This window comes from Brevundimonas vesicularis, assembly GCF_900445985.1.
GTDB lineage: Bacteria > Pseudomonadota > Alphaproteobacteria > Caulobacterales > Caulobacteraceae > Brevundimonas > Brevundimonas vesicularis_D.
On sequence record NZ_UAQP01000005.1, the window covers coordinates 606171 to 628777 of the forward strand.

The window sequence follows — 22607 nt, forward strand, 5'->3', positions numbered from 1 at the left end:
CTTCGGTTGGTCGGCGTCCCTCAATCGGCAGGTCACCATGCGGCGTGCGTCAGGGATGCAAAAAGGGACGGTTGGAAACGTGGGAGGTGGTCGCTATAAGCCCGCGACACTCAATCTCCCAACAAGAAGTCAATTCCCATGACCGAACGTACCTTCTCGATCATCAAGCCCGACGCCACGCGCCGCAACCTGACCGGCGCGATCAACGCCGTGATCGAAGGCGCCGGCCTGCGCATCGTGGCCCAGCGCCGCGTCAAGCTGACGACCGAACAAGCCAAGAAATTCTACGAAGTGCACGCCGAACGCCCGTTCTACGGCGAACTGGTCGAGCAGATGACGGCCGAGCCGGTCGTCGTTCAGGTGCTGGAAGGCGACAACGCCGTCGCCGCCTATCGCGAAGTCATGGGCGCCACCAACCCGGAACAGGCCGCCGAAGGCACCATTCGCAAGCAGTTCGCCCTGTCGATCGGTGAAAACTCGGTCCACGGTTCGGACAGCCAGGACAACGCCAAGATCGAGATCGCCCAGTTCTTCACCGACGACCAGATCGTCGGCTAAGCGCTCAAGTCGCGAGGGACAGCGTCCCGAGCGTAGCGTCAAGACGACGCGATACGAGAGCGAAGCCTCTCGCATAGCGTGACTATATAGGCCCGCGCCCGGAACCGGACGCGGGCCTTGTCGTTTGGTGGTCATTATCTCGTTCGTCTCCCGGAGAAGACCCATGAAGACCATGATCAAACTGGCCCCCGTCATCGGCGTCGTGGCCCTGCTGGCCGCCTGCGGCCAGACGATGGAACAACGCGCCGCCACCGGCGCCCTGGGCGGCGCCGTCGCCGGTCAGGTCATCGGCGGCAACACGGGTTCGACGGTGGCCGGCGCCGCCATCGGCGCCGTCGCCGGCGCGGCAACCAAGCCCCGCTAAATCCGTCTAGGTCTTTCAGGCGAAAGCCCGGATGACAAAAAAAGGCCCGGAGCGTTCGCTCCGGGCCTTTTCTGCGTCTGACGTCCGGCGCCCTTACCAAATCCGGGCGCGGGCCTCGGGCGCGATATATTCCTTCTGGTCCGGCGAGACGCCGAAGGCCGCATACCAGGCGTCGATATTGCGCGGCGAGGTCGCAGCGCGCACCGGGCCGGGCGAGTGCGGATCGGTGGTCAACTGCTCCTTCAGCGCCGCCTCGCGCGACTTCTCGCGCCAGACCTGCGCCCACCCCAGGAAGACGCGCTGATCGCCCGTCAGCCCGTCGATGACCGGCGCCGGCTGGCCGTTCAGAGACTTGTGATAGGCGTCCAGCGCCAGCAGCAGGCCGCCCAGGTCGGCGATGTTCTCGCCCATCGTCAGGTCGCCGTTGACGTGCACGCCGGGGATCGGCTCCAGCTGGTCATAGATGTCGCCCAGCACCTTGGCGCGCGCCTCGAAGCGGGCGGCGTCTTCCGGCGTCCACCAGTCGCGCAGCACGCCGTCGCCGTCGGACTTGCGGCCCTGATCGTCAAAACCGTGGGTGATCTCGTGGCCGATGACCGCGCCGATGCCGCCGTAGTTGACGGCCGGGTCCGCGTTCGGATCGAAGAAGGGCGCCTGCAGGATGGCGGCCGGGAAGACGATCTCGTTGCGCGGCGGGTTGTAGTAGGCGTTCACCGTCTGGGGCGTCATGCCCCATTCCAGCGGATCGACCGGCTTGCCGATCTTGCCGCGCTTGTAGGCCCATTCGAAGGCCGATGAGCGTTCGACGTTGCCGTACAGGTCGTCGGCCTTCAGCTCCAGCCCGTCATACGAACGCCATTTGTCGGGATAGCCGATCTTCACCCCGAACTTGGACATCTTGTACAGGGCCTGCTCGCGCGTGGGCTCGCTCATCCAGTCCAGGGTCTTCAGCCGCTCGGTCATGGCGTCGCGGATGTTGCCGACCAGGGCTTCCATCTGGGCCTTGGACGAGGCGGGGAAGTGCAGGCGGACGTATTCCTGGGCCAGGACCTCGCCCAGCTGGCCGTCGACCAAAGCCACGCCCCGGTTCCAGCGCGGACGATTTTCGGGTTGGCCGCGCAGCGTCTTGCCGCGGAAGTCGAAGCGGGCGTCGACGAAGGCCTTGGACAGATAGGGGCTGGCCTGATCGACGACGTTGAACGCCTGCCAGGCCTTCAGGGTCTCGATGGGGGTGTCGGCGAACACCTGGGCGATGGCGGGGATGGCGGTGTTTTCCATCAGCACCAAGGTGTCGACGTCTGACACCTGGGCGCCGGCCAGGAAGCCGGCCCAGTCGAAGCCGGGAGCCAGGGTCGCCAGGTCCGAGGCCTTGGCCGGGTTGTACAGCTTGTCGATCTGGCGACGCTCGACCGTCGTCCACTGCTTGTCGGCGACCTTGGTTTCGAAGGCGAGGATGTCGGCGGCGGTCTTGGCCGGGTCGGCCCAGCCGATGGCGGTCAGGGTGGTCGTCAGATAGGCCAGATAGGCCTCGCGCTGGGCGGCGAAGTCGGGCTTCAAATAGTAGTCGCGGTCCGGCAGGCCCAGCGATCCCTGACCCAGATAGGCCGAGTTCAGATTGGGGTTCTTCAGATCCTCGAACACGTCGATGCCGAACAGGGAGCCGCCGAAGCCCGAATGGCTCTCGCCCATCAGGCGCGCCATGCCGGCGTGGTCGGTCACGGCCTTGACGGCGGCGAGGTCGGCGGCCAGCGGCGTTGCGCCCAGCTGCTCGATCTTCGCCTCGTCCATGAAGCTGGCGTACAGGGCGCCGACCTTGCGCGCGTTCTCGTTGGCGGGATTGGCGGCGCTGGTTTCGATGATCGACTTCAGCTGGGACTGGGCGTTCTCATACAGGACGTCGAACGGGCCGAAGCGCGACTTGTCGGCCGGAATCTCGGTCGTACGCAGATAGGTCCCATTGGCGTATTCGTTGAAGTCGTCGCCGGGCTTCACCGAGGTGTCGCGACCGGCTAGATCGAAGCCCCAGGCGCCGAAGGGGCTGTGGGCCGCGCCGGCTGTGCCGTGCGAATGCTGGGCCGAAGCGTCCTGGGCCGAGGCCGCGCCGCCGGTGAGAGCGACGACGATACAGGCCGAACAGGCGGCCATCAGACGAATGCGAGTCATGGATAGAGAGGGTCCCGATTGAGGTCGGGCGCACCATTGCGCCGGTGCGGCGGTCTGTCGCATGACGTTTTTGTAATCTTCGCGCCGCTAATGGCGGGGCAGGACTCGGCAGAAGTCGGCCAGCACCTGCGGGTAAAGGTGATGCTCCGCAGTCTTGACCCGTTCGGCCAGGGCCTCGGCCGTGTCGCCCTCGACGATCGGCACGCGCGCCTGGCCCAGGATCGGGCCCTCGTCCACGCCCTCGGTCACCAGATGGACCGTGCAGCCGGCCTCGTTGTCGCCGGCGGTGATGGCGCGGGCGTGGGTGTCCAGGCCCGGATAGAGGGGCAGCAGGCTGGGGTGGATGTTCAGCATCCGCTCGCGCCAGCCGCCGACCAGCCAGGGGGTTAGAACACGCATATAGCCGGCCAGCGCCACGACCTCGACGCCGGCGTCGCGCAGGGCGGCGTCGACCGCCCGCTCATGCGCCTCACGGTCCTTGCCGAACGGTTTGTGCGCCACGGTCGCCGTCGCCACGCCCTTGGCCGCCGCAATCGTTAGACCGCCCGCGCCCTGGACGTTCGACAGCACCAGCACGACCTCATAGCCGCTGTCCGGCGCCTGACCGGCGTCGATCAGAGCCGCCATGTTGGAGCCCGCCCCCGAGATCAGGACGGCGACGCGGACGGGCGGGGCGGCTTGGGGCGACATGGCGCCTCGCATGACGGCGCGGGCGACGCTTGGCAAGTTTCAAACGCGATCCACCCTTGTTGTCGGCTGGATTCGGGCGTTAGCGTGTAACGCCAACCGCATGGCGAGGGGTCGTGGGTCGGCGCGTACAGGGGACTATCGCATGAAGAGACTGATCGGCCTCGCGGCCATCGCCGCGATGCTGGGCGAGCCCGTGGCGGCGCTGGCCCAGGAAAGCGGGACCAACAGCAGCAGCAACAATGGCGGGGGCGCCGCGATGCGATCCGCAACCGACCGGTTCCGCAACGCCAACGCCGAGGCGATCGAAAAGGATTGGGCGCGCGCACCGGTCGAGGAGACGGAGGTCACGACGGCCCATTCGGTCAACGCCCACGGAAAGACCCTGCGCTACAAGGCGACGGCGGGCACGCTGACGATCCGCGACGATGCGGGTATGCCGACCGCGAGCTTGTTCTACACCGCCTATACGCTGGACGGTCAGCCCGTCGGAACGCGGCCGGTGACCTATCTCTACAACGGCGGACCAGGCTCGCCGACCGTGTGGCTGCATATGGGCTCGTTTGGGCCGATGCGGGTCCAGACCGATGAGCCGACCGTGGTGCGGCCGGCGCCCTTCGCCTTCGGCCCGAACGACCAGACTCTGCTGGATCAGACGGACCTGGTTTTCATCGACATGGTTGGCGCGGGCTTCTCGCGTCCGTTGGGCGAGACGCCGGGTTCGACCTTCTGGGGCGTGGACGGAGACGCCGACGCCTTCGCCCGCGCCATCATGCGCTACACGACCAAGTTCAGCCGTTGGTCCAGCCCGAAATACATCATCGGCGAATCTTACGGCACGCTGCGCACCGGTGCGGTGGCGTTCCAGCTTGAAGATCGCGGGATGTCGCTGAACGGCGTGGTGCTGCTGTCGTCGATCATGAACTATGGCGTGCGTCAGCCTGGGTATCCGCAGAACTTCGTCACCCTGTTGCCGACCTATGCGGCGACGGCCTGGTATCATCGCAAGCTGGCGAACCCGGCCGCGACGGTCGAGGAACAGGTCCAGCGGGCACGCGACTTCGCATTGGGACCGTATGCCTCCGCCCTGGCCAAGGGGCATATGATCTCTGACGCCGAGCGCGCGGATATCGTACGCCAGATGAGCGAACTGACCGGCCTGTCGACCACCTTCATCGACAACGCCAATATGCGCGTGGACCTCGGCGCCTTCCGCAAGGAGCTGCTGCGTGACCGGCGTCAGACGATCGGGCGGCTGGACACCCGCTACATGGGTCTGGACGAGGATGCGGCGGGCGGCGAGCCGGAGGATGATCCGTCCAGCTCGGCCGTGACGGGGGCCTATTTCGGCATCTTCCGCGACTATGTGGCAAACGAACTGAACTACAAGACCGACGTCGAATACCGGATGTCGGCGCGCGGTCTGCCCGGCTTCAACTGGAACTGGAGCCACCGTCCGCCGGTTGGAGGGCCGCAGACCACGCCGAACACGGCCATCGATCTGGCCACGGCGATGCGGCGCAATCCGTATCTGAAGGTGATGTCGCTGAACGGCTATTACGACGCCGCCACGCCCTTCTTCTCGACCGAGTTCGACCTGGCGCAAATGATGCTGGAGCCCAGCCTGCGGCCGAACCTGGAGTTTACCTACTATGAGGGCGGGCACATGATGTACCTCAGCCACGACGCCCTGGTGAAGCTGCACGCCGACCTGTCGCGCTTCTACGCCGAGACGGCGAACGGCGGGGCGCGGTAAGCCCCGCGCAACTTGGGAGCGGCTTAGGCCGCTTCCAGTTGTCCGCAGACGAAGGCGACTTCGCCGGCGTTGAGCAGGGCGGCCAAAACTGGCTCGGCGTTTTCGGGCGAGACGATCAGGATAAAGCCGACGCCGCAGTTGAAGGTGCGGCGCATCTCGTGGTCGCTGATGCCGCCGGTTTCGGCCAGCCACTGGAAGACGGCGGGCATGGGCCAGGCGTTCCAGTCGAAGCGGGCCTGCAGGCCCTCGGCGATGCAGCGGGGCGGGTTTTCGATCAGGCCGCCGCCGGTGATGTGGGCCGCGCCCTTGACCAGGCCCGCCTTCATGATCGGCAGGACCGGCTTCACATAGATGCGAGTGGGCTCCATCAGGGCCTGGGCCAGCGAACGGTCCTTGGCGAAGGGGGCGTCGTCGCCCCAGGCCAGGCCAGACTTCTCGACCACCTTGCGCACCAGCGAATAGCCGTTGGAGTGCGGGCCGGTGGAGGCCAGGCCGATGATGACGTCGCCGGCCGCCTGGCGATCCAGATAGGGCAGGGCGTGGCCGCGCTCGACGGCGCCCAGGCTGAAGCCGGCCAGATCGTAGTCGCCCGCGGTGTACATGCCCGGCATTTCGGCGGTCTCGCCCCCGACCAGGGCGCAGCCGGCCTGGCGACACCCCTCGGCGATGCCGGCGACGACGCGGCGGGCGGCGTCGATCTCAAGCCGACCGGTCGCGTAATAGTCGAGGAACAGCAGGGGTTCGGCGCCCTGGGCCAACAGGTCGTTGACGCACATGGCGACCAGGTCGACGCCGACGCCGTCATGACGGCCGGTCTCGATCGCGATCTTCAGCTTGGTGCCGACACCGTCCGTGGTGGTGACGATCAGCGGGTCCTGGAAGCCGGCGGCCTTGAGGTCGAACAGGGCTCCGAATCCGCCCAGCGAGGGCTCCGATCCGGGGCGCGCCGTCGATTTCGCCAGCGGCTTGATATGTTCGACCAGCATTTCGCCCGCGTCGATGTCCACGCCCGCATCGGCGTAGGTCAGACCATTTTCGAGAGGCTTTTGGGTGTCGCTCATGGGATCTCGGGCCTGAATCGGGGCGGAAATGCAGCGCGGCTCTTGCCACAGGTAGGATGCGCGGGGCTATAGCATCGGAATGACGCCGATCACCACCACCGAGGCGCTGGCCGATTTCTGCGCCCGCGTAGCTAACGCTCCTTTCATCACGGTCGACACCGAGTTCATGCGCGAAACGACCTACTGGCCCAGGCTGTGCCTGATCCAGGCGGCCTCGGCCGATCACGCCGCCATCATCGACCCGATGGCGGAGGGGCTGGATATGGAGCCGTTCCTGAACCTGCTGCGCGACGAGAAGATCGTGAAGGTCTTCCACGCCTGCCGACAGGACGTAGAAATCTTCGTGCGCCTTGGGGCCATGCCCAAGCCGATGTTCGACACCCAGGTCGCCGCCATGGCCGCCGGGTTCGGCGAGCAGGTCGCCTATGATTCGCTGGTCCGGCAGATGCTGCGCATCGAGGTGGACAAGGGCAGCCGCTTCACCGACTGGGCGCGCCGGCCGTTGTCGGAGAACCAACTGGTCTATGCACTGGGCGATGTGACCCACCTTGCGGCGCTCTACCCCAAGCTGCGCGACCGGCTGCAGAAGGAAGGCCGGCTGGAGTGGGTCATGTCGGAGATGGAGAGCCTGACTGATCCGGCCCTCTACGACACCAACCCCGAAAACGCCTGGAAGCGGCTGAAGCCCAAGAAGTTCTCGGCCAAATATCTGGCGGCGTTCAAGGCCGTCGCCGTCTGGCGCGAGCGGGCGGCGCAGGAGCGCGACCAGCCGCGCGGCCGCATCCTCAAGGACGAGGGCATCGACGAGATCGCCCAGCAGACTCCGACGGATGTCGAGGCTTTCAATCGCCTGCGCTCGGTGCCCAAGGGTTTCGGTGGTTCACGGCTGGGTCTGGAACTGGCTGAGGAGCTGAAGCGGGTTCTGGCCGATCCCGAGTCGCATGCGCCCGAGATGGAGCGCCCCGCCCACCGCCAGCCGGCCCCGCCGTCGGTGGTGGAACTGTTGAAGGTGCTGCTGAAGGCCAAGAGCGACAACGCCGGCGTGGCCTCCAAGCTGATCGCCACCGTGTCGGACCTGGAAAAGATCGCCATCAGCGACGACGCCGACATCGACGCCATGAAGGGCTGGCGCCGCCAGATCTTCGGCGAGGATGCGCTGAAGTTGAAGCGCGGCGAGATCGCCCTGGTGCTGAACGGCGCGCGGGTGGAAGTCGTCGAGATCGAGTAGGGGCCGCTTAGCCTAAATCTTCAGCCCCAGGTCCATCGCCTCGGCGAGGGCCTTGGCGCGCTTCTTGGTCTGTTCGCCCAAGAGGACGTCGGCGTAGCCTTCGGTCGCGGTCAGGCGCAGGTCGCCGCCTTTGACCTTGGCGGTGGCGTTGGCCATCAGCTGGGGTGAGCGCCCGGACAGGTCGCAGGCCAGACGGATCGCCAGGCCGATGGCGCGGGCGCGTTTGGCGGCGGCGGCGTCGAGCAGGCGGTCGATGACCTCGGGCTGCGGCGTGGCGGGCGCGCCGCCGTACCGGGCGTTCATCGCGCTGGCCAAAAAGGCGCGTTCGGTATGGCTGATGCCGGCGACGGGCGCGCGCAGCACCTGGTCGAAGACAAGCTCCAGCCTGTGATCCGGGTGCAGCCGCGCGCCCAGGTCCGCCAGACGGCAAGCGGCGCTGACCAGAACGGCGTCGCGTTTTTCGCCGAAAACCTCGGGAAGGGCGGCGACGATTTCGGAAATCCAGCCGTTCAGCGCGCCGGGCAGGGCGGGGGCCACACCCTGGCGACCGCCCAGGGCGGTGCAGCCGGCCAGCAGCGGATCGGCCGTGCGCGTCGCCTCGTCCAGCGTCTCGAAAAGCAGGCCTTCGCGCACGCCCCAGGCCGACATCTCGATCTGTTTGAGACCCAGATGTTTGATCAACGCCTCAAGCACCAGCCCGGCGTAGGGCAGGGTCTCGGCGCGCTTCTTCGACACGCCGGGCAGTTTGGCCAGGCTGGCCGCCGACTGTTGCGCGACCAGACGCGCGGTCTCCAACGCCTCATCGGCCGACATCTGATACTGATGCACGACCTTCAGCGGATAGGATTTCAGGCCCATATGGACTTGGGCCAGGGTCCGCCAGGCGCCGCCCACGGCGTAGAGGCGCTCGCTCTTGAACTGGGCTGCGACCGGTTTCAGGGCCTGATCGATACGGGCCTTGATGCGCTCGGCGTCAAACGCCTTGCCGTCAGCCAGAGCAAACGGACCCAAGGGCAGGGTCAGGCCGTTCTCGACGCCGTCTCCGTTCAGCCGGGTCAGCTCAAGACTGGCGCCGCCCATGTCGGCCGAGACGCCGTGAGCCAGGGGAGCGCCGGCCAATACGCCCATGGCCGCATATTTGGCCTCTTCCTCACCCGACAGGACGCGGATCTGGAGACCGGTCTCGGCGGCGACCCGTTCACAGAACTCCGGCCCGTCCAGGGCTTCACGCACGGCGGCGGTGGCGGCGATCAGGGTCGCGTCAGGCCGCACGCCTTCCAGAACGGCGGCGAAACGGCGCAGCGCCGTCATCGCCATGACCACGCCCTCGGGCGACAGCTTGCGGGTCGTCGGCAGGTCGCGGCCCAGGCCGGCCAGAACCTTCTCATTATAGACGGTCCAGATCGCGCGGCCTTCCAGCCGGTACAGGACCAGGCGAACCGAGTTTGAACCGATGTCGATCGCGGCGATGTCGCGATCGGTAAGCGCGATGTCGGGCATCAGCGGCCTGGACGCTCGTAGCGCAGGACGGCGGGCAGGCTCTTGGCCTTGCGGCCGCGCCCGGACAGGCTGGGATTGGTCATGAAGTATTTGTGGGCCGAGAAGGGCCGCTCAGGATCTGCGGGAGTGACGCGTGTATAGCGTCCTTCGGCGTCCAGCACCCAGCTTTGTGCGTCGTCCTTCAGATTGGCCACCATGATCTGGTCCAGCACCTGATCGTGGACGGTGGCGTTGCGGATGGGCGTCATCAGCTCGACCCGGCGATCCAGGTTGCGCGTCATCCAGTCGGCCGAGGAGATGAAGACCTTGGCCTTGTCATGCGGCAGGTCCTTGCCGTTGGCGAAGCAGACGATGCGGCTGTGTTCCAGGAAGCGGCCGACGATCGACTTGACCCGGATGTTCTCCGACAGGCCTGGCACGCCGGGACGCAGGCAGCAGATGCCGCGCACGACCAGATCGATCCGCACGCCCCACTGGCTGGCCCGGTAAAGGGCGTCGATGATCTCGACGTCGACCAGGGCGTTCAGCTTGACCCAGATGGCGGCGGGCTTGCCCATGGCGGCGGCCGACATCTCCTTGCCGATCAGTTCGATCAGCGTGGCCTTCATGTTCAGCGGCGAGACGACCAGGGCTTCCAGATGGTCCGGCGTCGCATAGCCGGTGATGTAGTTGAACACCCGCGTTGCATCGCGCCCCAGGACCGGGTCGCAGGAGAACAGCGACAGGTCGGTGTAAACCTTGGCCGTCACGGGGTGATAGTTGCCGGTGCCGAAGTGGCAGTAGGTGCGCAGGCCCTCGCCCTCGCGACGGACCACGACGCTGACCTTGGCGTGGGTCTTGTATTCGACGAAGCCGAAGACGACGTGGACGCCGGCCCGCTCCATCGCCCGCGCCCAGCGCAGATTGGCCTCTTCGTCGAAGCGGGCCTTCAGTTCGACCAGGGCGGTGACGTTCTTGCCGTTCTCGGCCGCCTCGATCAGGGCGGCGACGATGGGGCTGTCCTTGGAGGTGCGATACAGCGTCTGTTTAATGGCGATGACGTTGGGATCGCGCGCGGCCTGGCGCAGGAACTGAACCACCACGTCGAAGCTCTCGAACGGATGGTGGATCAGCAGGTCCTTCTCGCGAATGGCCGCGAACACGTCCCCGCCATTGTCGCGGACACGTTCGGGGTAGCGCGGCTCATAGCCTTTGAACTTCAGGTCCGGGTGGCCGCCGGGAATCAGGTCCGACAGTTGGGCCAGGCCCAGCATGCCGTCGACCAGAACCACGTCCTGGGGCGCGGCCTCCAGCTCGCCGACGATGAAGTCGCGCAGATCGACAGGCATGGACGCCTCGATCTTGACCCGCACCACCGAGCCCAAACGACGCTGCTTCAGCGCCTCCTCGAACTCCAGGACCAGGTCCTCGGCCTCTTCCTCGATCTCGATGTCCGAGTCGCGGATCAGACGCAGAACGCCCTTTTCCTGAACCTCGCAACCCGGGAACAGGTGGTCGATGAACAGCAGCAGCACGTTTTCCAGCGTGATGAACCGCTTGTGCCCCGGCGTGGAGCGGCCGTCGGTCGGCAATTCCCAGAACCGGCGCACCTGGGTCGGCACCGGCACGAGGGCGTAGAAGGTCTTGGTCTCGCCCTTGCGCTTCAGCTTCAGCGCCAGGGAGAAGCCCAGGTTGGGCAGGAAGGGGAAGGGGTGGGCCGGGTCGATGGCCAGCGGCGTCAGGACGGCGAAGAGCTGGTTCAGGAACTCGGGTTCCAGACGCTCGCGCTCGGTCTTGGTGATCTTCTGGCGATCGACGATCTCGATGCCGGCGACCGTCAGCTCCTTCTTCAGCTGGCGCCAGCGCAGCTGCTGTTCGGCCATCAGCTCGCCGGCGGCGATGTTGATCCGCTCCAGCTGTTCGGCGGGCGTCAGGCCGTCGGCGGACAGGACGCGCAGACGTTCGCGCAACTGGCCCTTCAGGCCGGCGACGCGGGTCATGAAGAACTCGTCCAGGTTATTGGCCGAGATGGACAGGAACCGCAGCCGCTCGAGCAGGGGGTGGTTGGGGTTGGCCGCTTCTTCCAGCACGCGTTCGTTGAACGCCAGCCACGAGGTTTCGCGATTGAAGAACCGGCTGGGCGAGGCCATCAGCTCTTCGCTCAGCGCCAGTTGAGGGGCGCGAGAGGCGGGAACCTCTTCGCCTCGGGTGTCGTCATGGATCGCGGCGTCGGTCATGAACCGGTTCTCGCGCGCGTGTGTGACGGCCGCAAGCGGGCGCCGAGAAAATGTCGCGGGTCAGTCGGCGGCGGCGTCCATGGCGTCCAGCACCTGACGCGCCAGAACGCGCGTGACTGGGCGGTGGAGGGCGTCCAGACGTTCGACCACCGCAGCGGCGGTCTCGGCCGAGCGGTCCAGGCGGCGCACAAGATAGTCGATCACGTCGTCGGACGGGGTGATGCTGCGCTCGGCGAAGCGGGCGCGCAGGATGGCTGACAGGACGGCGTCGTCGGGCGCGGCGATGGCGACGGCGCGCACGGCGTCCAGCCGCGATCGCAGATCGGGCAGATCAACCGACCACTGACGCGGGGCCGAACGCGACACCAGCAGCAGGGCGCCCCCGCCGGAGTTGGCCAGGTTGATCAGATGAAAAAGGCTTTCGTCGTCGGCGTCCGCCGCGCGGTCGAGCAGGACCGGCCGGCCTTCCAGTTCCAGCGGATCAATCAGGGCGGCCTCGGCGCCGTTCAGCGGCACGGCGCCGATCCTCTCGGCCCAGTCGGCGGCGAGGCGGCTCTTGCCCGATCCCGGGGGGCCGTGCAGCGCCAGCACCGCGCCCACGCCGTCGGGCCAGCGGGCCAGAACGCGCACGGCCTCGGCATTACTGTCGGACGTCACGAAGGCCTCGCCCGCAACGGGCCGCTCCAGCGGCAGACGCAGCTGTTCGGTCGTCGTCGGGGGCAGGGCGCTCAGCGCGGACATGCGCCTGTCATAGCAGAGGCCGGCGTTAACCGCGTCAGGCCCGCGCTGTTGGTTGCGGGGAGCGAACCGCGCCCCTGTGGATGAAATCAGGCGAATTCGGCCAGGGCGGGGTTTAGCTTGCCGGCCTTGAACTCGGTCACCGTGTAATCGGCCAGGCCGTGAACCTGGAACGGATCGTCCTTCAGCAAGGTCTCCAGCTCTTGCTTGGTCCCGCCGCTGCGCACCACCAGAATGCCGCCGGTGCGCGGCACCATCGGCCCGGCGGCGATGATCAGGCCGCTGGCGACATGCTGATCCAGCCACGCGCGATGCTCGACCGTCCGCGCCTCGATGGCTTCGATGGGCTGGGTGTAGGTGATGGTGACGATGAACATGGCGGCCTCGGACGGGATGGAAGCGTCAGATATCATGCGCGGCGGCGGGCTTTGCAACGGCTGAAACCTTGACTTTCCGGGGCGATGATGCGCCCTACGCCGCTTCGATTTCGGGCGCCGACGGCGTCGGATTCCACCGCCCAGAGACTCCAGACGGTTCGTTTCATGCACGCCTATCGCTCTCACACCTGCGGCGCCCTGCGCGCCTCCGACGCTGGTTCCGCTGTTCGTTTGTCGGGCTGGGTTCACCGCAAGCGCGATCACGGCGGCCTGCTGTTCATCGACTTGCGCGACCACTACGGCCTGACGCAGCTGGTGCTGCACCCTGAGACGCCTGGCTTCGCCGCCGTGGAGCGTCTGCGCGCCGAGAGCGTGATCAAGGTCGATGGCGAGGTGGTCGCCCGCGACGCTTCGGTGGTGAACCCTAACCTGCCGACCGGCGAGGTCGAGGTGCGCGTCCAGGGCGTCGAGGTGCTGTCCGAAGCCGCCGAACTGCCGATGCCGGTCTTCGGCGATCAGGAATATCCCGAGGATATCCGCCTGGCCAACCGCTTCCTGGATCTGCGCCGCGAGCGACTGCACAAGAACATCGTGCTGCGCTCCAAGGTGATCTCCTCGATCCGCCGTCGCATGGTCGATCAGGGCTTCCTGGAGTATCAGACGCCGATCCTGACGGCCTCGTCGCCGGAAGGCGCGCGCGACTTCCTGGTGCCGTCGCGACTGCATCCGGGCAAATTCTACGCGCTGCCCCAGGCGCCGCAGCAGTTCAAACAGCTGCTGATGGTGTCGGGCTTCGACCGCTACTTCCAGATCGCGCCGTGCTTCCGTGACGAAGACCTGCGCGCCGACCGTTCGCTGGAGTTCTACCAGCTCGACGTCGAGATGAGCTTCGTGACGCAGGAAGACGTCTTCGCCGCTATCGAGCCGCTGATGCACGGCGTGTTCGAGGAGTTCGGCGAGGGCAAGCCGGTCTCGGCCATCGACGGCGTCCATACCTTCACCAACGACTTCGGCGAGACGTTCGAGCACAAGGGCTTCGAGCGTTTGACCTACGCCCAGTCGATGGCGTGGTACGGTTCGGACAAGCCGGACCTGCGCAACCCTATCAAGATGCAGGTGGTGTCGGATCACTTCCGCGACGGCGGCTTCGGCCTGTTCGCCAAGATCCTGGGCGCGGACGACAAGAACGCCGTCTGGGCCATTCCGGCCCCCACGGGCGGTTCGCGCGCCTTCTGCGACCGCATGAACAGCTGGGCGCAGGGCGAGGGCCAGCCGGGCCTGGGCTATATCTTCTGGTCCGAGGATCAGGGCGCCTGGGGCGGGCCGATCGCCAAGAACCTGGGCCAGGAGCCGACCGAGGCCCTGATGTCGTCGCTCGGTCTGGGCCAGGGCGACGCCGCCTTCTTCGTCGCCGGCCTGCCTGCGACCTTCGCCAAGTTCGCCGGCCTGGCCCGCACCCGCGTGGGCACGGAGCTGAAGCTGGTGGACGAAGACCAGTTCAAGTTCTGCTGGATCGTCGACTTCCCCATGTTCGAATGGTCGGAGGAAGAGAAGAAGGTCGACTTCAGCCACAACCCCTTCTCCATGCCGCAGGGCGGGCTGGAGGCCCTGGAGAATCAGGACCCGCTGACCATCCGCGCCTATCAGTACGACATCGTCTGCAATGGCTATGAGCTGTGCTCGGGCGCGATCCGGAACCACAAGGCCGAGATCATGCTGAAGGCGTTCGAAATCGCCGGCTATGACGCCTCGGTGGTCGAGGAGCAGTTCGGCGGCATGCTGAACGCCTTCCGCTTCGGCGCGCCGCCGCACGGCGGTCTGGCCCCCGGCATCGACCGCATCGTCATGCTGCTGGCTGGCGAGACGGCCATCCGCGAGGTCATCGCCTTCCCGCTGAACCAGCAGGGCGAGGATCTGCTGATGAACGCCCCGACCGAGGCCGAGGAGCGCCAACTGAAGGATGTGCACATCCGCACGGCGCTGCCGATCAAGGTGTGATCGGGGAGGTCTGATCAAGGACGAAAGAAGGGGGGGGGGACGCTTCGCGGCGTCCCCCTTTTTTGCGCTCGCGCCTAGGGCGAGCACGATTGCCTGCAACCGCAAACCGGGATTTACGTTTGGATCGGACGTTAATCTTTCGGTAACCAAATGCGACGCGCCATTCGACTGGGTATCTTCATCGGCACCGTGCTGGGCATGAGCGCCTGTGCGACCCAGTATGACGCCGATGGTCGGCCGGTTTCGGGCGCTTACGGCTCGGTCGAAGCCGGGCGGACGGGCTGAGCGCAAAGGAAAACGTGGCGCTGGTCGCGATCCTGCCCTAATGTAGCGCCGCGGACGCCGTCTGTCGCGCCGCGTCGGTCCCCAAAACCCCCTAGATGTTACTCATCGCTATTGCTGTCGTTCTGCTCCTGGTGGTGCTCAACGGCTTGTTCGCCATGACTGAGTTGGCGGTCGTCTCCTCGCGGAAATCCAAACTACAGGCGAGGGCGGAACGGGGCGACCGGGGGGCCAGGGCGGCGCTGAAGCTGTCGGAAGAACCGACTCAGTTCCTGTCCGCGGTCCAGGTGGGCATCACCCTGATCGGCATTCTGGCGGGCGCCTATGGTCAGGCGACCATCGCGGGCGAGCTGGATCGCATTCTGGAAGTCGCCTTCCCGGCGCTGGTGAAATATACCGAGTTCTTCGCCACAGCCCTGGTGGTCGTGTGCATCACCTATGTCTCGCTGATCATCGGCGAACTGGTGCCCAAGCGCCTGGCGCTGATCTTCCCCGAGACGGTGGCGTCCAAGATGGCCGGGCCGATCTCCAAGCTGGCGATCGTGCTGAAGCCGTTCGTCCTGCTGCTGACCGCCTCCACCTCGGGCATCCTGAAGATCATGGGCGTCAAGGATCGCGATGGCTCCGACGTGACTCAGGAAGAGGTGGCCACCATCCTGGCAGAAGGCACCTCGGCTGGCCTTATCGAGCCCGAAGAGCAGGTGATGATCGAGGAAATCCTGCGCCTGGGCGACCGTCCGGTGCGGGTTGCCATGACGCCGCGCCACGACGTGTTCTGGATCGCCCTGGACGACCCCGAAGAGATGCTGCGCGAAGAGATTCGCACCTGCCCCTATTCGCGGATCGTGGTGGCGCGCGAGAGCGATGTCGATAATCCGCTGGGCGTGGTTCACAAGAAGGATCTGCTGGACAGCCTGCTGACCAACGGCAAGTTCGACATCGAGCCGCTGGTCGCCGAGCCGGCGTTCATTCCTCAGTCGACCTCGGTGTTGAAGGCGCTGGAGATCCTGAAGGGCTCGCGGGTCCACATGGCCTTCATCGTCGACGAGTACGGCGCCTTCGAAGGCGTGGTGACGGCGACCGACATTCTGGAAATGATCGCAGGCGACTTCAACGAAGGCCATGACGAAGAGCAGGCCTGGATCCATCAGCGCGCCGACGGCAGCTGGCTTGTCGACGGTCAGACGGACCTGGACGAACTGGCTGACAAGCTGGGCGAGGACTTTGGCGAGCATGAAGGCTTCCACACCGTCGCCGGCCTGATTCTGCACCAGATCTCGCGCGTCCCGGACGAGGGCGAAGTGCTGCAGGTCGGCCGATTCGAGGTCGAGGTCGTGGATATGGACGACCGCCGCATCGACAAGCTCATCTTCAAGGAACTGGTGAAGGCCGAGGCCGAGCGCGAAGCGATCGCCGCGCATCTGGAAGACTGATCGCAAGTGTCACATCGCCCTTGAAATGGCGGGCGGTGTCGGGCATACGCCCCCCTCTGGCGAACGCACGGACCTTTCGGGTTTGCGCGGTTGTCTAGGAGTTTAGCTCAGCTGGTAGAGCACCGGTCTCCAAAACCGGGGGTCGTGGGTTCGAGTCCCCCAACTCCTGCCAATCCCCCCTGTCGCTTCCGGATGGGACTTCCCATCTGGGGCGACAGGAACAATTGTGTGAAGAGCAACTGATGGCCAAGGCCAAAACTCCCGGCAAGCGGCCTCAAGGCAGCGCGAAGCCCCAGATGGGCGGCGGCGCCGCCATCACGGTCGATTCGCCCGAGCCCAAGAAGCCCCGCACCAGCCCCGGCCAGTTCCTGAGCCAGGTGCGCGCCGAAGGCCGCAAGATCGTCTGGCCCAGCCGCAAGGAGACCTGGATCACCTCGGTGATGGTCTTCATCATGGTCATCATCGCCTCGATCTTCTTCTGGATCGTGGACACCGGCCTGGGCTACGCCTTCCGCTACATCATCGCTCTCGGATCCTGAGAAAGACGCGCCCATGACCGATGCAGCGCCCGCAAAGCCCGCCAATCCGCGCCACAAGTGGTACATCGTCAACGCCTACTCGAACTTCGAGAAGAAGGTCGCCGAGCAGCTGCGTGATCAGGCCAAACAACAGGGCCTGGAAGACGCCTTCTCCGAAATCCTGGTTCCGACCGAGGACGTCGTCGAGATCCGTCGCGGCCGCAAGGTGAACTCGGAACGCAAGTTCTTCCCCGGCTATGTGCTGGTGAAGATGGAAATGACCGACCAAGCCTATCACCTGGTCAAGAACACGCCGAAGGTCACCGGCTTCCTGGGCGCCGCGGGCGGCACCAAGCCCCTGCCGGTCTCCGAGCGTGAAGTTCAGAACATCATCGGCGCCGTGGAAGAGGGCGTCGAGCGTCCGAAGCCCACCATCCGCTTCGACATCGGCGAGAAGGTCAAGGTCATCGACGGCCCGTTCGCCAGCTTCGACGGTTCGGTCGAGAGCGTGGACGAAGAACACGCCCGCCTGCGCGTCGCCGTGTCCATCTTCGGCCGCGCCACGCCGGTCGAACTGGAATACGCCCAGGTGGAGAAGGTCGCGGGCTGAGGCTTACGCACGTGTCGAGATTTAAGCCGCGTCCGACAGGGCGCGGCTTTTTCGTTTCTGCGGCGAGGGCGGGGCGGTGCGTTGCCTTTCCATCCCCCCTCTGTTACACACGCGCCTTCGCTCGGCGGGCCCTTCGGTTCGTGGAGCGGCAAATCCGTGGGAGGCAGCCATGCCGCACCACGGCTCACCGGCCCTGCGTTCGCGCCGGGTCATTCATAGGAGAGACCAATGGCCAAGAAGATTCTCGGCTATATCAAGCTGCAAGTGCCGGCCGGTTCGGCCACGCCTTCGCCCCCGATCGGCCCGGCTCTGGGTCAGCGCGGCGTGAACATCATGGGCTTCTGCAAGGAGTTCAACGCGCGCACCGAGAAGGAAGCCAAGGGCACCCCGCTTCCGACCGTGATCACCGTCTATCAGGACAAGTCGTTCACCTTCATCACCAAGACGCCGCCGGCGACCTGGTACCTGAAGCAGGCCACGGGCCTGAAGTCGGGTTCGAAGCTGGTCGGCCGTGAAGTCGCCGGCAAGATCACGCAGGCGCAACTGCGCGAGATCGCCGAAAAGAAGATGAAGGATCTGAACGCCAACGACATCGACGCGGCGGCCAAGATCATCGAAGGCTCCGCCCGCGCGATGGGCCTCGAAGTGGTGGAGGGCTAAACCATGGCCAAGCAAACCAAGGCCTTCAAGGCCCGCACCGGCGTGACCCAAGACCTGCTGCCGTTCTCCGACGCCATCAAGCTGGCCAAGGAAAACGCCAAGGCCAAGTTCGACGAGTCGCTGGAAATCTCGGTCAACCTGGGCGTCGACCCGCGTCACGCCGACCAACAGGTCCGTGGCGTCGTCAACCTGCCGTCGGGCACCGGCCGTGACGTTCGCGTCGCCGTCTTCGCCAAGGACGCCAAGGCGGCCGAAGCCACCGCAGCCGGCGCCGAACACGTCGGCGCCGAAGATCTGTACGAAAAGATCGCCGGCGGCTTCATGGAGTTCGACCGCGTGATCGCGTCGCCGGACATGATGGCCCTGGTCGGCCGTCTGGGTAAGGTGCTGGGCCCGCGCGGCCTGATGCCGAACCCCAAGGTCGGCACCGTGACCCCGAACGTGGCCCAGGCCGTCAAGGACGCCAAGGGCGGTGCCGTCGAGTTCCGCGTCGAGAAGGCGGGCATCGTCCACGCTGGCATCGGCAAGGTCTCGTTCACTCAGGACGCCCTGGAAGCCAACGTGAAGGCCATCGTGGACGCCCTGGTGCGTTCCAAGCCGTCGGGCGCCAAGGGCACCTATGTGAAGCGCATCAGCCTGTCCTCGACGATGGGCCCGGGCTTCAAGGTCGACCCGGCCTCGCTGGGCGCCTAAGTCGAAAGACAAGCCACACTGAAGAACGGCGGGGAGCGATCCCCGCCGTTTTTTCTTGCCCGGATCAGTAGGCGGCGGTGAAGCGGGCGCGGCTGTGCTTGGGGTTCTCCAGCTCGTCGACCATGGCGACGGCGTAGTCGGAGAAGCCGATCTTGCTGTCGCCGTTGGCGTCCACGACCAGTTGGTCGGTCCCGGTGCGATAGCGGCCCAGCCGCGGCGTTTCCTCGATCAGGGCGGCCGGGGAGAAGAAGGTCCAATTGATGTCCGTCTCCTGACGCAGGTCGTCCAGGAAGGTCAGGCCGCCTTTGGCGATGGGCTTCCATTCAGCCGGGAACTGCGGCGTGTCGAACAAGAGGACGCCGGGCGCGACCTCCAGGCTGGCGGCGCCGCCGGTGACGAGCAGACGCGGGACGCCGGCGGTCTTCAGCGCGCCGAGGATGGTCGCGGCGGGAACATCGAAGTGCAGGGCGCTGATGACGGCATCCGAACCCTTGATCAGATCGGCGAGCCCAGCGGCGTCCGAGGCGTCGCCGGCGACAGGCGTGACGCCGGTGGCGGTCGGGATCGCTTCATGCTTGCGGGCGATGGCGGTGACCGTGTGACCGCGCGCGGCCAGTTCCTTGGTGATTTCCGAGCCGGCGCGACCGCTGGCGCCGAGAACTGCGACTTTCATGTAAGGCTCCTTTGGGTATCCAATGGATACCAGGTGCGATATGGGATGCGCCCATGCAAGACGGCACCTCTCAGACACCTGGTCACCTTCAAGAAACCTGGCTGCGCGGCGATGTGTTCGCAGCGAACTGTCCGACGCGGCAACTGCTGGACCGGATCGCCGACAAATGGAGCACCCTGATCCTGATCGTGCTGGACGAGGGGCCGATCCGGTTCAACGCCCTGAAGCAGCGGGTCGACGGGGTGTCGCAGAAGATGCTGAGCCAGACGCTGAAGTCGCTGGAGCGCGACGGGCTGGTGTCACGCTCCGTCGTGGCCACCGTGCCGGTGTCGGTGACCTATGCGGTCACGCCACTGGGCCGGACCCTGATGGCGGCGATGCAGTCGATGATCGACTGGGCCGAGACCCGGATGCCGGAAGTCGCGGCGGCGCAAATGGCCTACGATCAGCGATCCCCCGACACCCACTGACTTTTTTATCGCCTGCGGCGAACGGCCACGCTCGACCCGCGTTCCTGTCGCGACCTTGAAGGGGGCGATATGTTCGGACTGGGAAAACTGATGGGCGACAAGTCCGGTGTGGGCGGCCACGACCCGTGGAAGGGGCGCCTCGCGTTCGGGGCCGTCGTGCTGGTGGCGGCCTATTTCGCGGTCCAGCTGATCATAGCGCTTCAGACTCTTTGGCTGCTGATCTTCGGCGCCATCGTGGTGGCGGTGATCCTGCGGGCCTTGGCCGATCCCATCGTGCGTTGGCTGAAGGCACCGGATCCTTTGGCGGTCTTTCTATCGCTGTTGATCGTCGTCGCCGTGCTGGCGGGCGTGCTGACCCTGTTCGGCACGCAGATCACCGAGCAGGTCGTCGCCTTGTCCGCCGTGGTGCCGGAAGGCTGGAACCAGGTGCAGTCCTGGATTCAGGCGCAGCCGTATGCCGCGCAACTGTTCGACCAGATTCAGGGGCTGGGCGACCGAGCCGGTCAGGCGCTGCAGGTGGCGCAGAAGTTCGCCCTGGGCTTCGCATCTGGCGTGACGACCCTGTTGCTCGTCGTTGTGGCCGGTGTCTTCCTGGCGATCGAGCCCGCCAAGTCGCGCGAAGGGCTGCTGTCCATGCTGCCCATGGATCGGCGGCCGCGAATGCGCGAAGTGCTGAACAGCTGCGGCAAGGCGCTGAAGGGCTGGCTGAAGGCGCAGCTGTTCTCAATGGTGCTGGTCGGGACGCTGACGGGCGTCGGTTTGGCCATCATCGGCGTGCCGTCGGCGCTGGGGCTGGGTCTGCTGACGGGTCTGGCGCAGTTCGTGCCGATCGTGGGTCCCATCGTCTCCACCGTGCCGGCCGTGCTGGTCGGCGCCACGCAAGGGTGGCAGACGGCCCTGATGACGCTGGCGCTGTATGTCGTGGTGTCCCAGCTGGAGAGCAACTTCATCACGCCGATGGTGCAGAAGAACGTCGCAAACCTGCCCGTCGTCCTGGGCATCTTCGCCGTCGTGGGCATCGGCACCCTGTTCGGCCCGCTGGGCGTGCTGTTCGCCACGCCGCTGGCGCTGGTGCTGCACACCCTGATCACCATGCTGTATCGTCAGGACGTGCTGGGCGATCCCGAGGCCAAGGCACCCGGCGAGAAATAAATGGGACCGTCCGTGGTCTGACAACTTGACGCAGGCGTTGCGATCCCGTTTCGAGGGCGGCCGCGACCGGCAGACCTGGAACCAGACGTGAAGATTGGGCGAGCGCCAGCACGAATCGTCATGACCGCTCACGCGATGGGCGAGGGCTGAGGCGTGGCCCAGGCCCGGTCGAAACGCACCACCCGCTCCGAGACCCGGCAGGTCGCGGCCCTGCCGTGGCGGTTGGAGGACGGCGAGCGTCGCATCCTGATGATCACCTCGCGCGAAACGCGGCGCTGGGTGATTCCCAAGGGCGGGCGGATGGTCGGCAAGAGCGATCCCGAGGCCGCCGCGCAGGAGGCGATGGAGGAGGCGGGGGTGAAGGGCGACATCGACACCCAGTCCATCGGCGTCTTCCGATACGCCAAGGGTCTGAAAGACGGCGGCGTGCGCCAGTGCGTGGTGTCGGTCTATCCGCTCGAAGTGCTGATCCAGATGGGCGCCTGGCCCGAAGCGCACCAGCGCGAGCGCCGCTGGATGAGCCTGAGCGAGGCGGCTGATCTGGTTCATGAGCCCGACCTGGCCGCGCTGATCCGCGACTTCGACGCCACGCCGCTCGAAGATTGAGCAACCGTCGGTCGAATTCGACTGGTCAGCTGGGGTGATGCCTGCCGATAAGGGAGCAGGGGAGGCGACCATGACCATCATTCATAATCTGGCGCTAGGAGTGGCGCTTGTTTCGGCGTTCGGTTCGGGTACGGCAGCGCTGGCGCAAAGCACTGAGGCGCCGAACCGCGGGGAGGAGCGCCTCCAGGTCGTCGTTCGTCCAGACGAAGGCCTGGCCCGCCGCAGTGTCCTGGCGCGCGAACTGATCGATCTCTCTGCCGGGCCAAACTTCATGAAGGAGTTCGAGCAGGCCATGGGCGAGCAGTTGGACGAGATCACTCAGAAGGGCGGCGAGGAGGCGGCCTGGATCCGGACCAATATGCCGCCGATGCTCAGCCGGATGGTGGTGCGTCTGTTGGACGACATGGTTCCGGCCTATGCGGAGCTTTACACCGAAGAAGAACTGCGCGGTCAGATCGACTTCTATCGCAGTCCGGTAGGGCGCGCCGTCGCAGCCAAGGCGATTCCATTGGGCGTGGCCGTGCAAGAGTCGCAGATCGAAGTGATGACCAGCTTCATGACCGAATTGCAGAGCAAATACTGCGCCCGGTTTGACTGCGGCGAGGCTGGGCAGACCGGCGCCAAGCCCAGTCGGCGTTAAGCCGGGTTGATTTCCAACGGCGGCGCCTGTAAGAGCGCCGCTTCCCGTCGGAGGTTCATCTTCTGACGGTCCTGTCCGAGAACTTCGGGGCGTGGGGGTCACCCAGGCCATAACTGTCAGAGAGCCCTCTGACGCCGTGGGGAGATGGGGACGCGACCTTGCGCTGTCAGCCCGCATTCCGGGACGGACGCCGTCAGACGCATCCTTCGGACAATAAGACCGGC

At 66.0% G+C, this 22607-nt stretch carries 23 protein-coding genes and 1 tRNA gene; 16 read left to right on the forward strand and 8 right to left on the reverse strand.

From position 1 onward, the window contains the following. Positions 1–138: 138 nt before the first annotated feature. Together ndk and DT343_RS03105 are read left to right on the forward strand one after the other, a co-directional pair. Positions 139–558: a nucleoside-diphosphate kinase gene (gene ndk / locus DT343_RS03100; RefSeq protein WP_017504672.1), complete on the forward strand. Its 420-nt coding sequence runs from the start codon at positions 139–141 to the stop codon at positions 556–558. Positions 559–721: 163 nt separating this feature from the next. Further along, positions 722–922 carry a YMGG-like glycine zipper-containing protein gene (locus DT343_RS03105; protein ID WP_017504673.1) on the forward strand — a complete coding sequence of 67 codons (201 nt, stop codon included), beginning with the start codon at positions 722–724 and terminating at the stop codon, positions 920–922. 93 nt (positions 923–1015) lie between these two features. On the opposite strand, the gene DT343_RS03110 is transcribed toward DT343_RS03105, so the two are convergent. Next, complete coding sequence (locus DT343_RS03110; protein ID WP_112861705.1) at positions 1016–3085, reverse strand: M13 family metallopeptidase; 2070 nt, start codon at positions 3083–3085, stop codon at positions 1016–1018. An 87-nt stretch (positions 3086–3172) separates the two neighbouring features. Then, positions 3173–3775 carry a phosphoribosylglycinamide formyltransferase gene (gene purN, locus DT343_RS03115; RefSeq protein ID WP_258522485.1) on the reverse strand — a complete coding sequence of 201 codons (603 nt, stop codon included), beginning with the start codon at positions 3773–3775 and terminating at the stop codon, positions 3173–3175. A 142-nt stretch (positions 3776–3917) separates the two neighbouring features. Between purN and DT343_RS03120 the strand changes: the two genes are divergently transcribed. Continuing rightward, a complete protein-coding gene (locus DT343_RS03120) occupies positions 3918–5528 on the forward strand; it encodes a S10 family peptidase (protein WP_112861706.1) in 1611 nt (536 codons plus the stop codon). Positions 5529–5551: 23 nt separating this feature from the next. On the opposite strand, the gene purM is transcribed toward DT343_RS03120, so the two are convergent. Next, positions 5552–6589 carry a phosphoribosylformylglycinamidine cyclo-ligase gene (gene purM / locus DT343_RS03125; protein WP_112861707.1) on the reverse strand — a complete coding sequence of 346 codons (1038 nt, stop codon included), beginning with the start codon at positions 6587–6589 and terminating at the stop codon, positions 5552–5554. Positions 6590–6668: 79 nt separating this feature from the next. On the opposite strand from purM, the gene rnd reads away from it, so the two are divergent. Then, entirely contained in the window at positions 6669–7817 is a 1149-nt protein-coding gene (rnd, locus tag DT343_RS03130) for a ribonuclease D (protein WP_112861708.1), read from the forward strand. 12 nt (positions 7818–7829) lie between these two features. Here the strand turns inward: rnd and DT343_RS03135 are convergent, their stop codons facing one another. The 4 genes from DT343_RS03135 to DT343_RS03150 all read right to left on the reverse strand — a co-directional run bounded on the left by DT343_RS03135 (position 7830) and on the right by DT343_RS03150 (position 12684). After that, complete coding sequence (locus tag DT343_RS03135) at positions 7830–9317, reverse strand: Ppx/GppA phosphatase family protein (RefSeq protein WP_112861709.1); 1488 nt, start codon at positions 9315–9317, stop codon at positions 7830–7832. Then, positions 9317–11533, reverse strand: coding sequence for an RNA degradosome polyphosphate kinase (locus tag DT343_RS03140; protein ID WP_055804537.1), 2217 nt, complete (start codon positions 11531–11533; stop codon positions 9317–9319). The genes DT343_RS03135 and DT343_RS03140 overlap by 1 nt, the downstream gene beginning before the upstream one ends. A 60-nt stretch (positions 11534–11593) precedes the next feature. Beyond that, positions 11594–12274, reverse strand: coding sequence for a DnaA/Hda family protein (locus DT343_RS03145; RefSeq protein WP_112861710.1), 681 nt, complete (start codon positions 12272–12274; stop codon positions 11594–11596). An 86-nt stretch (positions 12275–12360) separates the two neighbouring features. Next, entirely contained in the window at positions 12361–12684 is a 324-nt protein-coding gene (locus tag DT343_RS03150) for a YciI family protein (protein WP_258522486.1), read from the reverse strand. A 129-nt stretch (positions 12685–12813) separates the two neighbouring features. On the opposite strand from DT343_RS03150, the gene aspS reads away from it, so the two are divergent. The 8 genes from aspS to rplA all read left to right on the forward strand — a co-directional run bounded on the left by aspS (position 12814) and on the right by rplA (position 18842). Then, the gene (gene aspS, locus DT343_RS03155) at positions 12814–14646 is read left to right on the forward strand and encodes an aspartate--tRNA ligase (RefSeq protein ID WP_112861711.1); all 1833 of its coding nucleotides are present in this window, start codon (positions 12814–12816) and stop codon (positions 14644–14646) included. A gap of 150 nt (positions 14647–14796) precedes the next feature. After that, the gene (locus DT343_RS17735) at positions 14797–14931 is read left to right on the forward strand and encodes a hypothetical protein (protein ID WP_258522487.1); all 135 of its coding nucleotides are present in this window, start codon (positions 14797–14799) and stop codon (positions 14929–14931) included. Positions 14932–15026: 95 nt separating this feature from the next. Beyond that, positions 15027–16361: a hemolysin family protein gene (locus DT343_RS03160; protein ID WP_181669109.1), complete on the forward strand. Its 1335-nt coding sequence runs from the start codon at positions 15027–15029 to the stop codon at positions 16359–16361. A gap of 96 nt (positions 16362–16457) precedes the next feature. Further along, positions 16458–16533: transfer RNA gene (locus DT343_RS03165), tRNA-Trp, on the forward strand. Positions 16534–16603: 70 nt separating this feature from the next. Further along, the gene (gene secE / locus DT343_RS03170) at positions 16604–16900 is read left to right on the forward strand and encodes a preprotein translocase subunit SecE (RefSeq protein WP_112861712.1); all 297 of its coding nucleotides are present in this window, start codon (positions 16604–16606) and stop codon (positions 16898–16900) included. 13 nt (positions 16901–16913) lie between these two features. After that, entirely contained in the window at positions 16914–17489 is a 576-nt protein-coding gene (gene nusG / locus DT343_RS03175) for a transcription termination/antitermination protein NusG (RefSeq protein WP_017506694.1), read from the forward strand. A 228-nt stretch (positions 17490–17717) separates the two neighbouring features. Then, complete coding sequence (gene rplK / locus DT343_RS03180; protein WP_055754816.1) at positions 17718–18149, forward strand: 50S ribosomal protein L11; 432 nt, start codon at positions 17718–17720, stop codon at positions 18147–18149. Between the two features lie 3 nt (positions 18150–18152). Then, on the forward strand, positions 18153–18842 hold the full coding sequence (rplA, locus tag DT343_RS03185) for a 50S ribosomal protein L1 (RefSeq protein WP_017506695.1): 690 nt from the start codon (positions 18153–18155) through the stop codon (positions 18840–18842). A 64-nt stretch (positions 18843–18906) separates the two neighbouring features. On the opposite strand, the gene DT343_RS03190 is transcribed toward rplA, so the two are convergent. Then, complete coding sequence (locus DT343_RS03190) at positions 18907–19515, reverse strand: NAD(P)-dependent oxidoreductase (RefSeq protein ID WP_112861713.1); 609 nt, start codon at positions 19513–19515, stop codon at positions 18907–18909. 53 nt (positions 19516–19568) lie between these two features. On the opposite strand from DT343_RS03190, the gene DT343_RS03195 reads away from it, so the two are divergent. From DT343_RS03195 to DT343_RS03210, 4 genes are all read left to right on the forward strand, one after another. Continuing rightward, complete coding sequence (locus DT343_RS03195) at positions 19569–19985, forward strand: winged helix-turn-helix transcriptional regulator (protein WP_112861714.1); 417 nt, start codon at positions 19569–19571, stop codon at positions 19983–19985. 69 nt (positions 19986–20054) lie between these two features. Further along, a complete protein-coding gene (locus tag DT343_RS03200) occupies positions 20055–21137 on the forward strand; it encodes an AI-2E family transporter (RefSeq protein WP_112861715.1) in 1083 nt (360 codons plus the stop codon). Between the two features lie 153 nt (positions 21138–21290). Then, on the forward strand, positions 21291–21743 hold the full coding sequence (locus tag DT343_RS03205) for an NUDIX hydrolase (RefSeq protein ID WP_112861716.1): 453 nt from the start codon (positions 21291–21293) through the stop codon (positions 21741–21743). A gap of 70 nt (positions 21744–21813) precedes the next feature. After that, positions 21814–22383, forward strand: a complete 570-nt coding sequence (locus tag DT343_RS03210) for a DUF2059 domain-containing protein (RefSeq protein WP_181669110.1) — start codon at positions 21814–21816, stop codon at positions 22381–22383. The last annotated feature ends 224 nt before the right edge of the window (positions 22384–22607 follow it).

Coding starts and splice junctions, on each gene's coding strand:
- DT343_RS03190 (WP_112861713.1), bottom strand. CDS start 19,515: ATGAAAGTCGCAGTTCTCGGCGCCAGCGGTCGCGCCGGCTCGGAAATC.
- DT343_RS03110 (WP_112861705.1), bottom strand. CDS start 3,085: ATGACTCGCATTCGTCTGATGGCCGCCTGTTCGGCCTGTATCGTCGTC.
- purM (WP_112861707.1), bottom strand. CDS start 6,589: ATGAGCGACACCCAAAAGCCTCTCGAAAATGGTCTGACCTACGCCGAT.
- nusG (WP_017506694.1), top strand. CDS start 16,914: ATGACCGATGCAGCGCCCGCAAAGCCCGCCAATCCGCGCCACAAGTGG.
- DT343_RS17735 (WP_258522487.1), top strand. CDS start 14,797: ATGCGACGCGCCATTCGACTGGGTATCTTCATCGGCACCGTGCTGGGC.
- aspS (WP_112861711.1), top strand. CDS start 12,814: ATGCACGCCTATCGCTCTCACACCTGCGGCGCCCTGCGCGCCTCCGAC.
- DT343_RS03140 (WP_055804537.1), bottom strand. CDS start 11,533: ATGACCGACGCCGCGATCCATGACGACACCCGAGGCGAAGAGGTTCCC.
- purN (WP_258522485.1), bottom strand. CDS start 3,775: ATGTCGCCCCAAGCCGCCCCGCCCGTCCGCGTCGCCGTCCTGATCTCG.
- DT343_RS03120 (WP_112861706.1), top strand. CDS start 3,918: ATGAAGAGACTGATCGGCCTCGCGGCCATCGCCGCGATGCTGGGCGAG.
- DT343_RS03210 (WP_181669110.1), top strand. CDS start 21,814: ATGACCATCATTCATAATCTGGCGCTAGGAGTGGCGCTTGTTTCGGCG.
- ndk (WP_017504672.1), top strand. CDS start 139: ATGACCGAACGTACCTTCTCGATCATCAAGCCCGACGCCACGCGCCGC.
- secE (WP_112861712.1), top strand. CDS start 16,604: ATGGCCAAGGCCAAAACTCCCGGCAAGCGGCCTCAAGGCAGCGCGAAG.
- DT343_RS03150 (WP_258522486.1), bottom strand. CDS start 12,684: ATGATATCTGACGCTTCCATCCCGTCCGAGGCCGCCATGTTCATCGTC.
- DT343_RS03135 (WP_112861709.1), bottom strand. CDS start 9,317: ATGCCCGACATCGCGCTTACCGATCGCGACATCGCCGCGATCGACATC.
- rnd (WP_112861708.1), top strand. CDS start 6,669: ATGACGCCGATCACCACCACCGAGGCGCTGGCCGATTTCTGCGCCCGC.
- DT343_RS03200 (WP_112861715.1), top strand. CDS start 20,055: ATGTTCGGACTGGGAAAACTGATGGGCGACAAGTCCGGTGTGGGCGGC.
- DT343_RS03105 (WP_017504673.1), top strand. CDS start 722: ATGAAGACCATGATCAAACTGGCCCCCGTCATCGGCGTCGTGGCCCTG.
- DT343_RS03145 (WP_112861710.1), bottom strand. CDS start 12,274: ATGTCCGCGCTGAGCGCCCTGCCCCCGACGACGACCGAACAGCTGCGT.
- DT343_RS03160 (WP_181669109.1), top strand. CDS start 15,027: ATGTTACTCATCGCTATTGCTGTCGTTCTGCTCCTGGTGGTGCTCAAC.
- DT343_RS03195 (WP_112861714.1), top strand. CDS start 19,569: ATGCAAGACGGCACCTCTCAGACACCTGGTCACCTTCAAGAAACCTGG.
- rplA (WP_017506695.1), top strand. CDS start 18,153: ATGGCCAAGCAAACCAAGGCCTTCAAGGCCCGCACCGGCGTGACCCAA.
- rplK (WP_055754816.1), top strand. CDS start 17,718: ATGGCCAAGAAGATTCTCGGCTATATCAAGCTGCAAGTGCCGGCCGGT.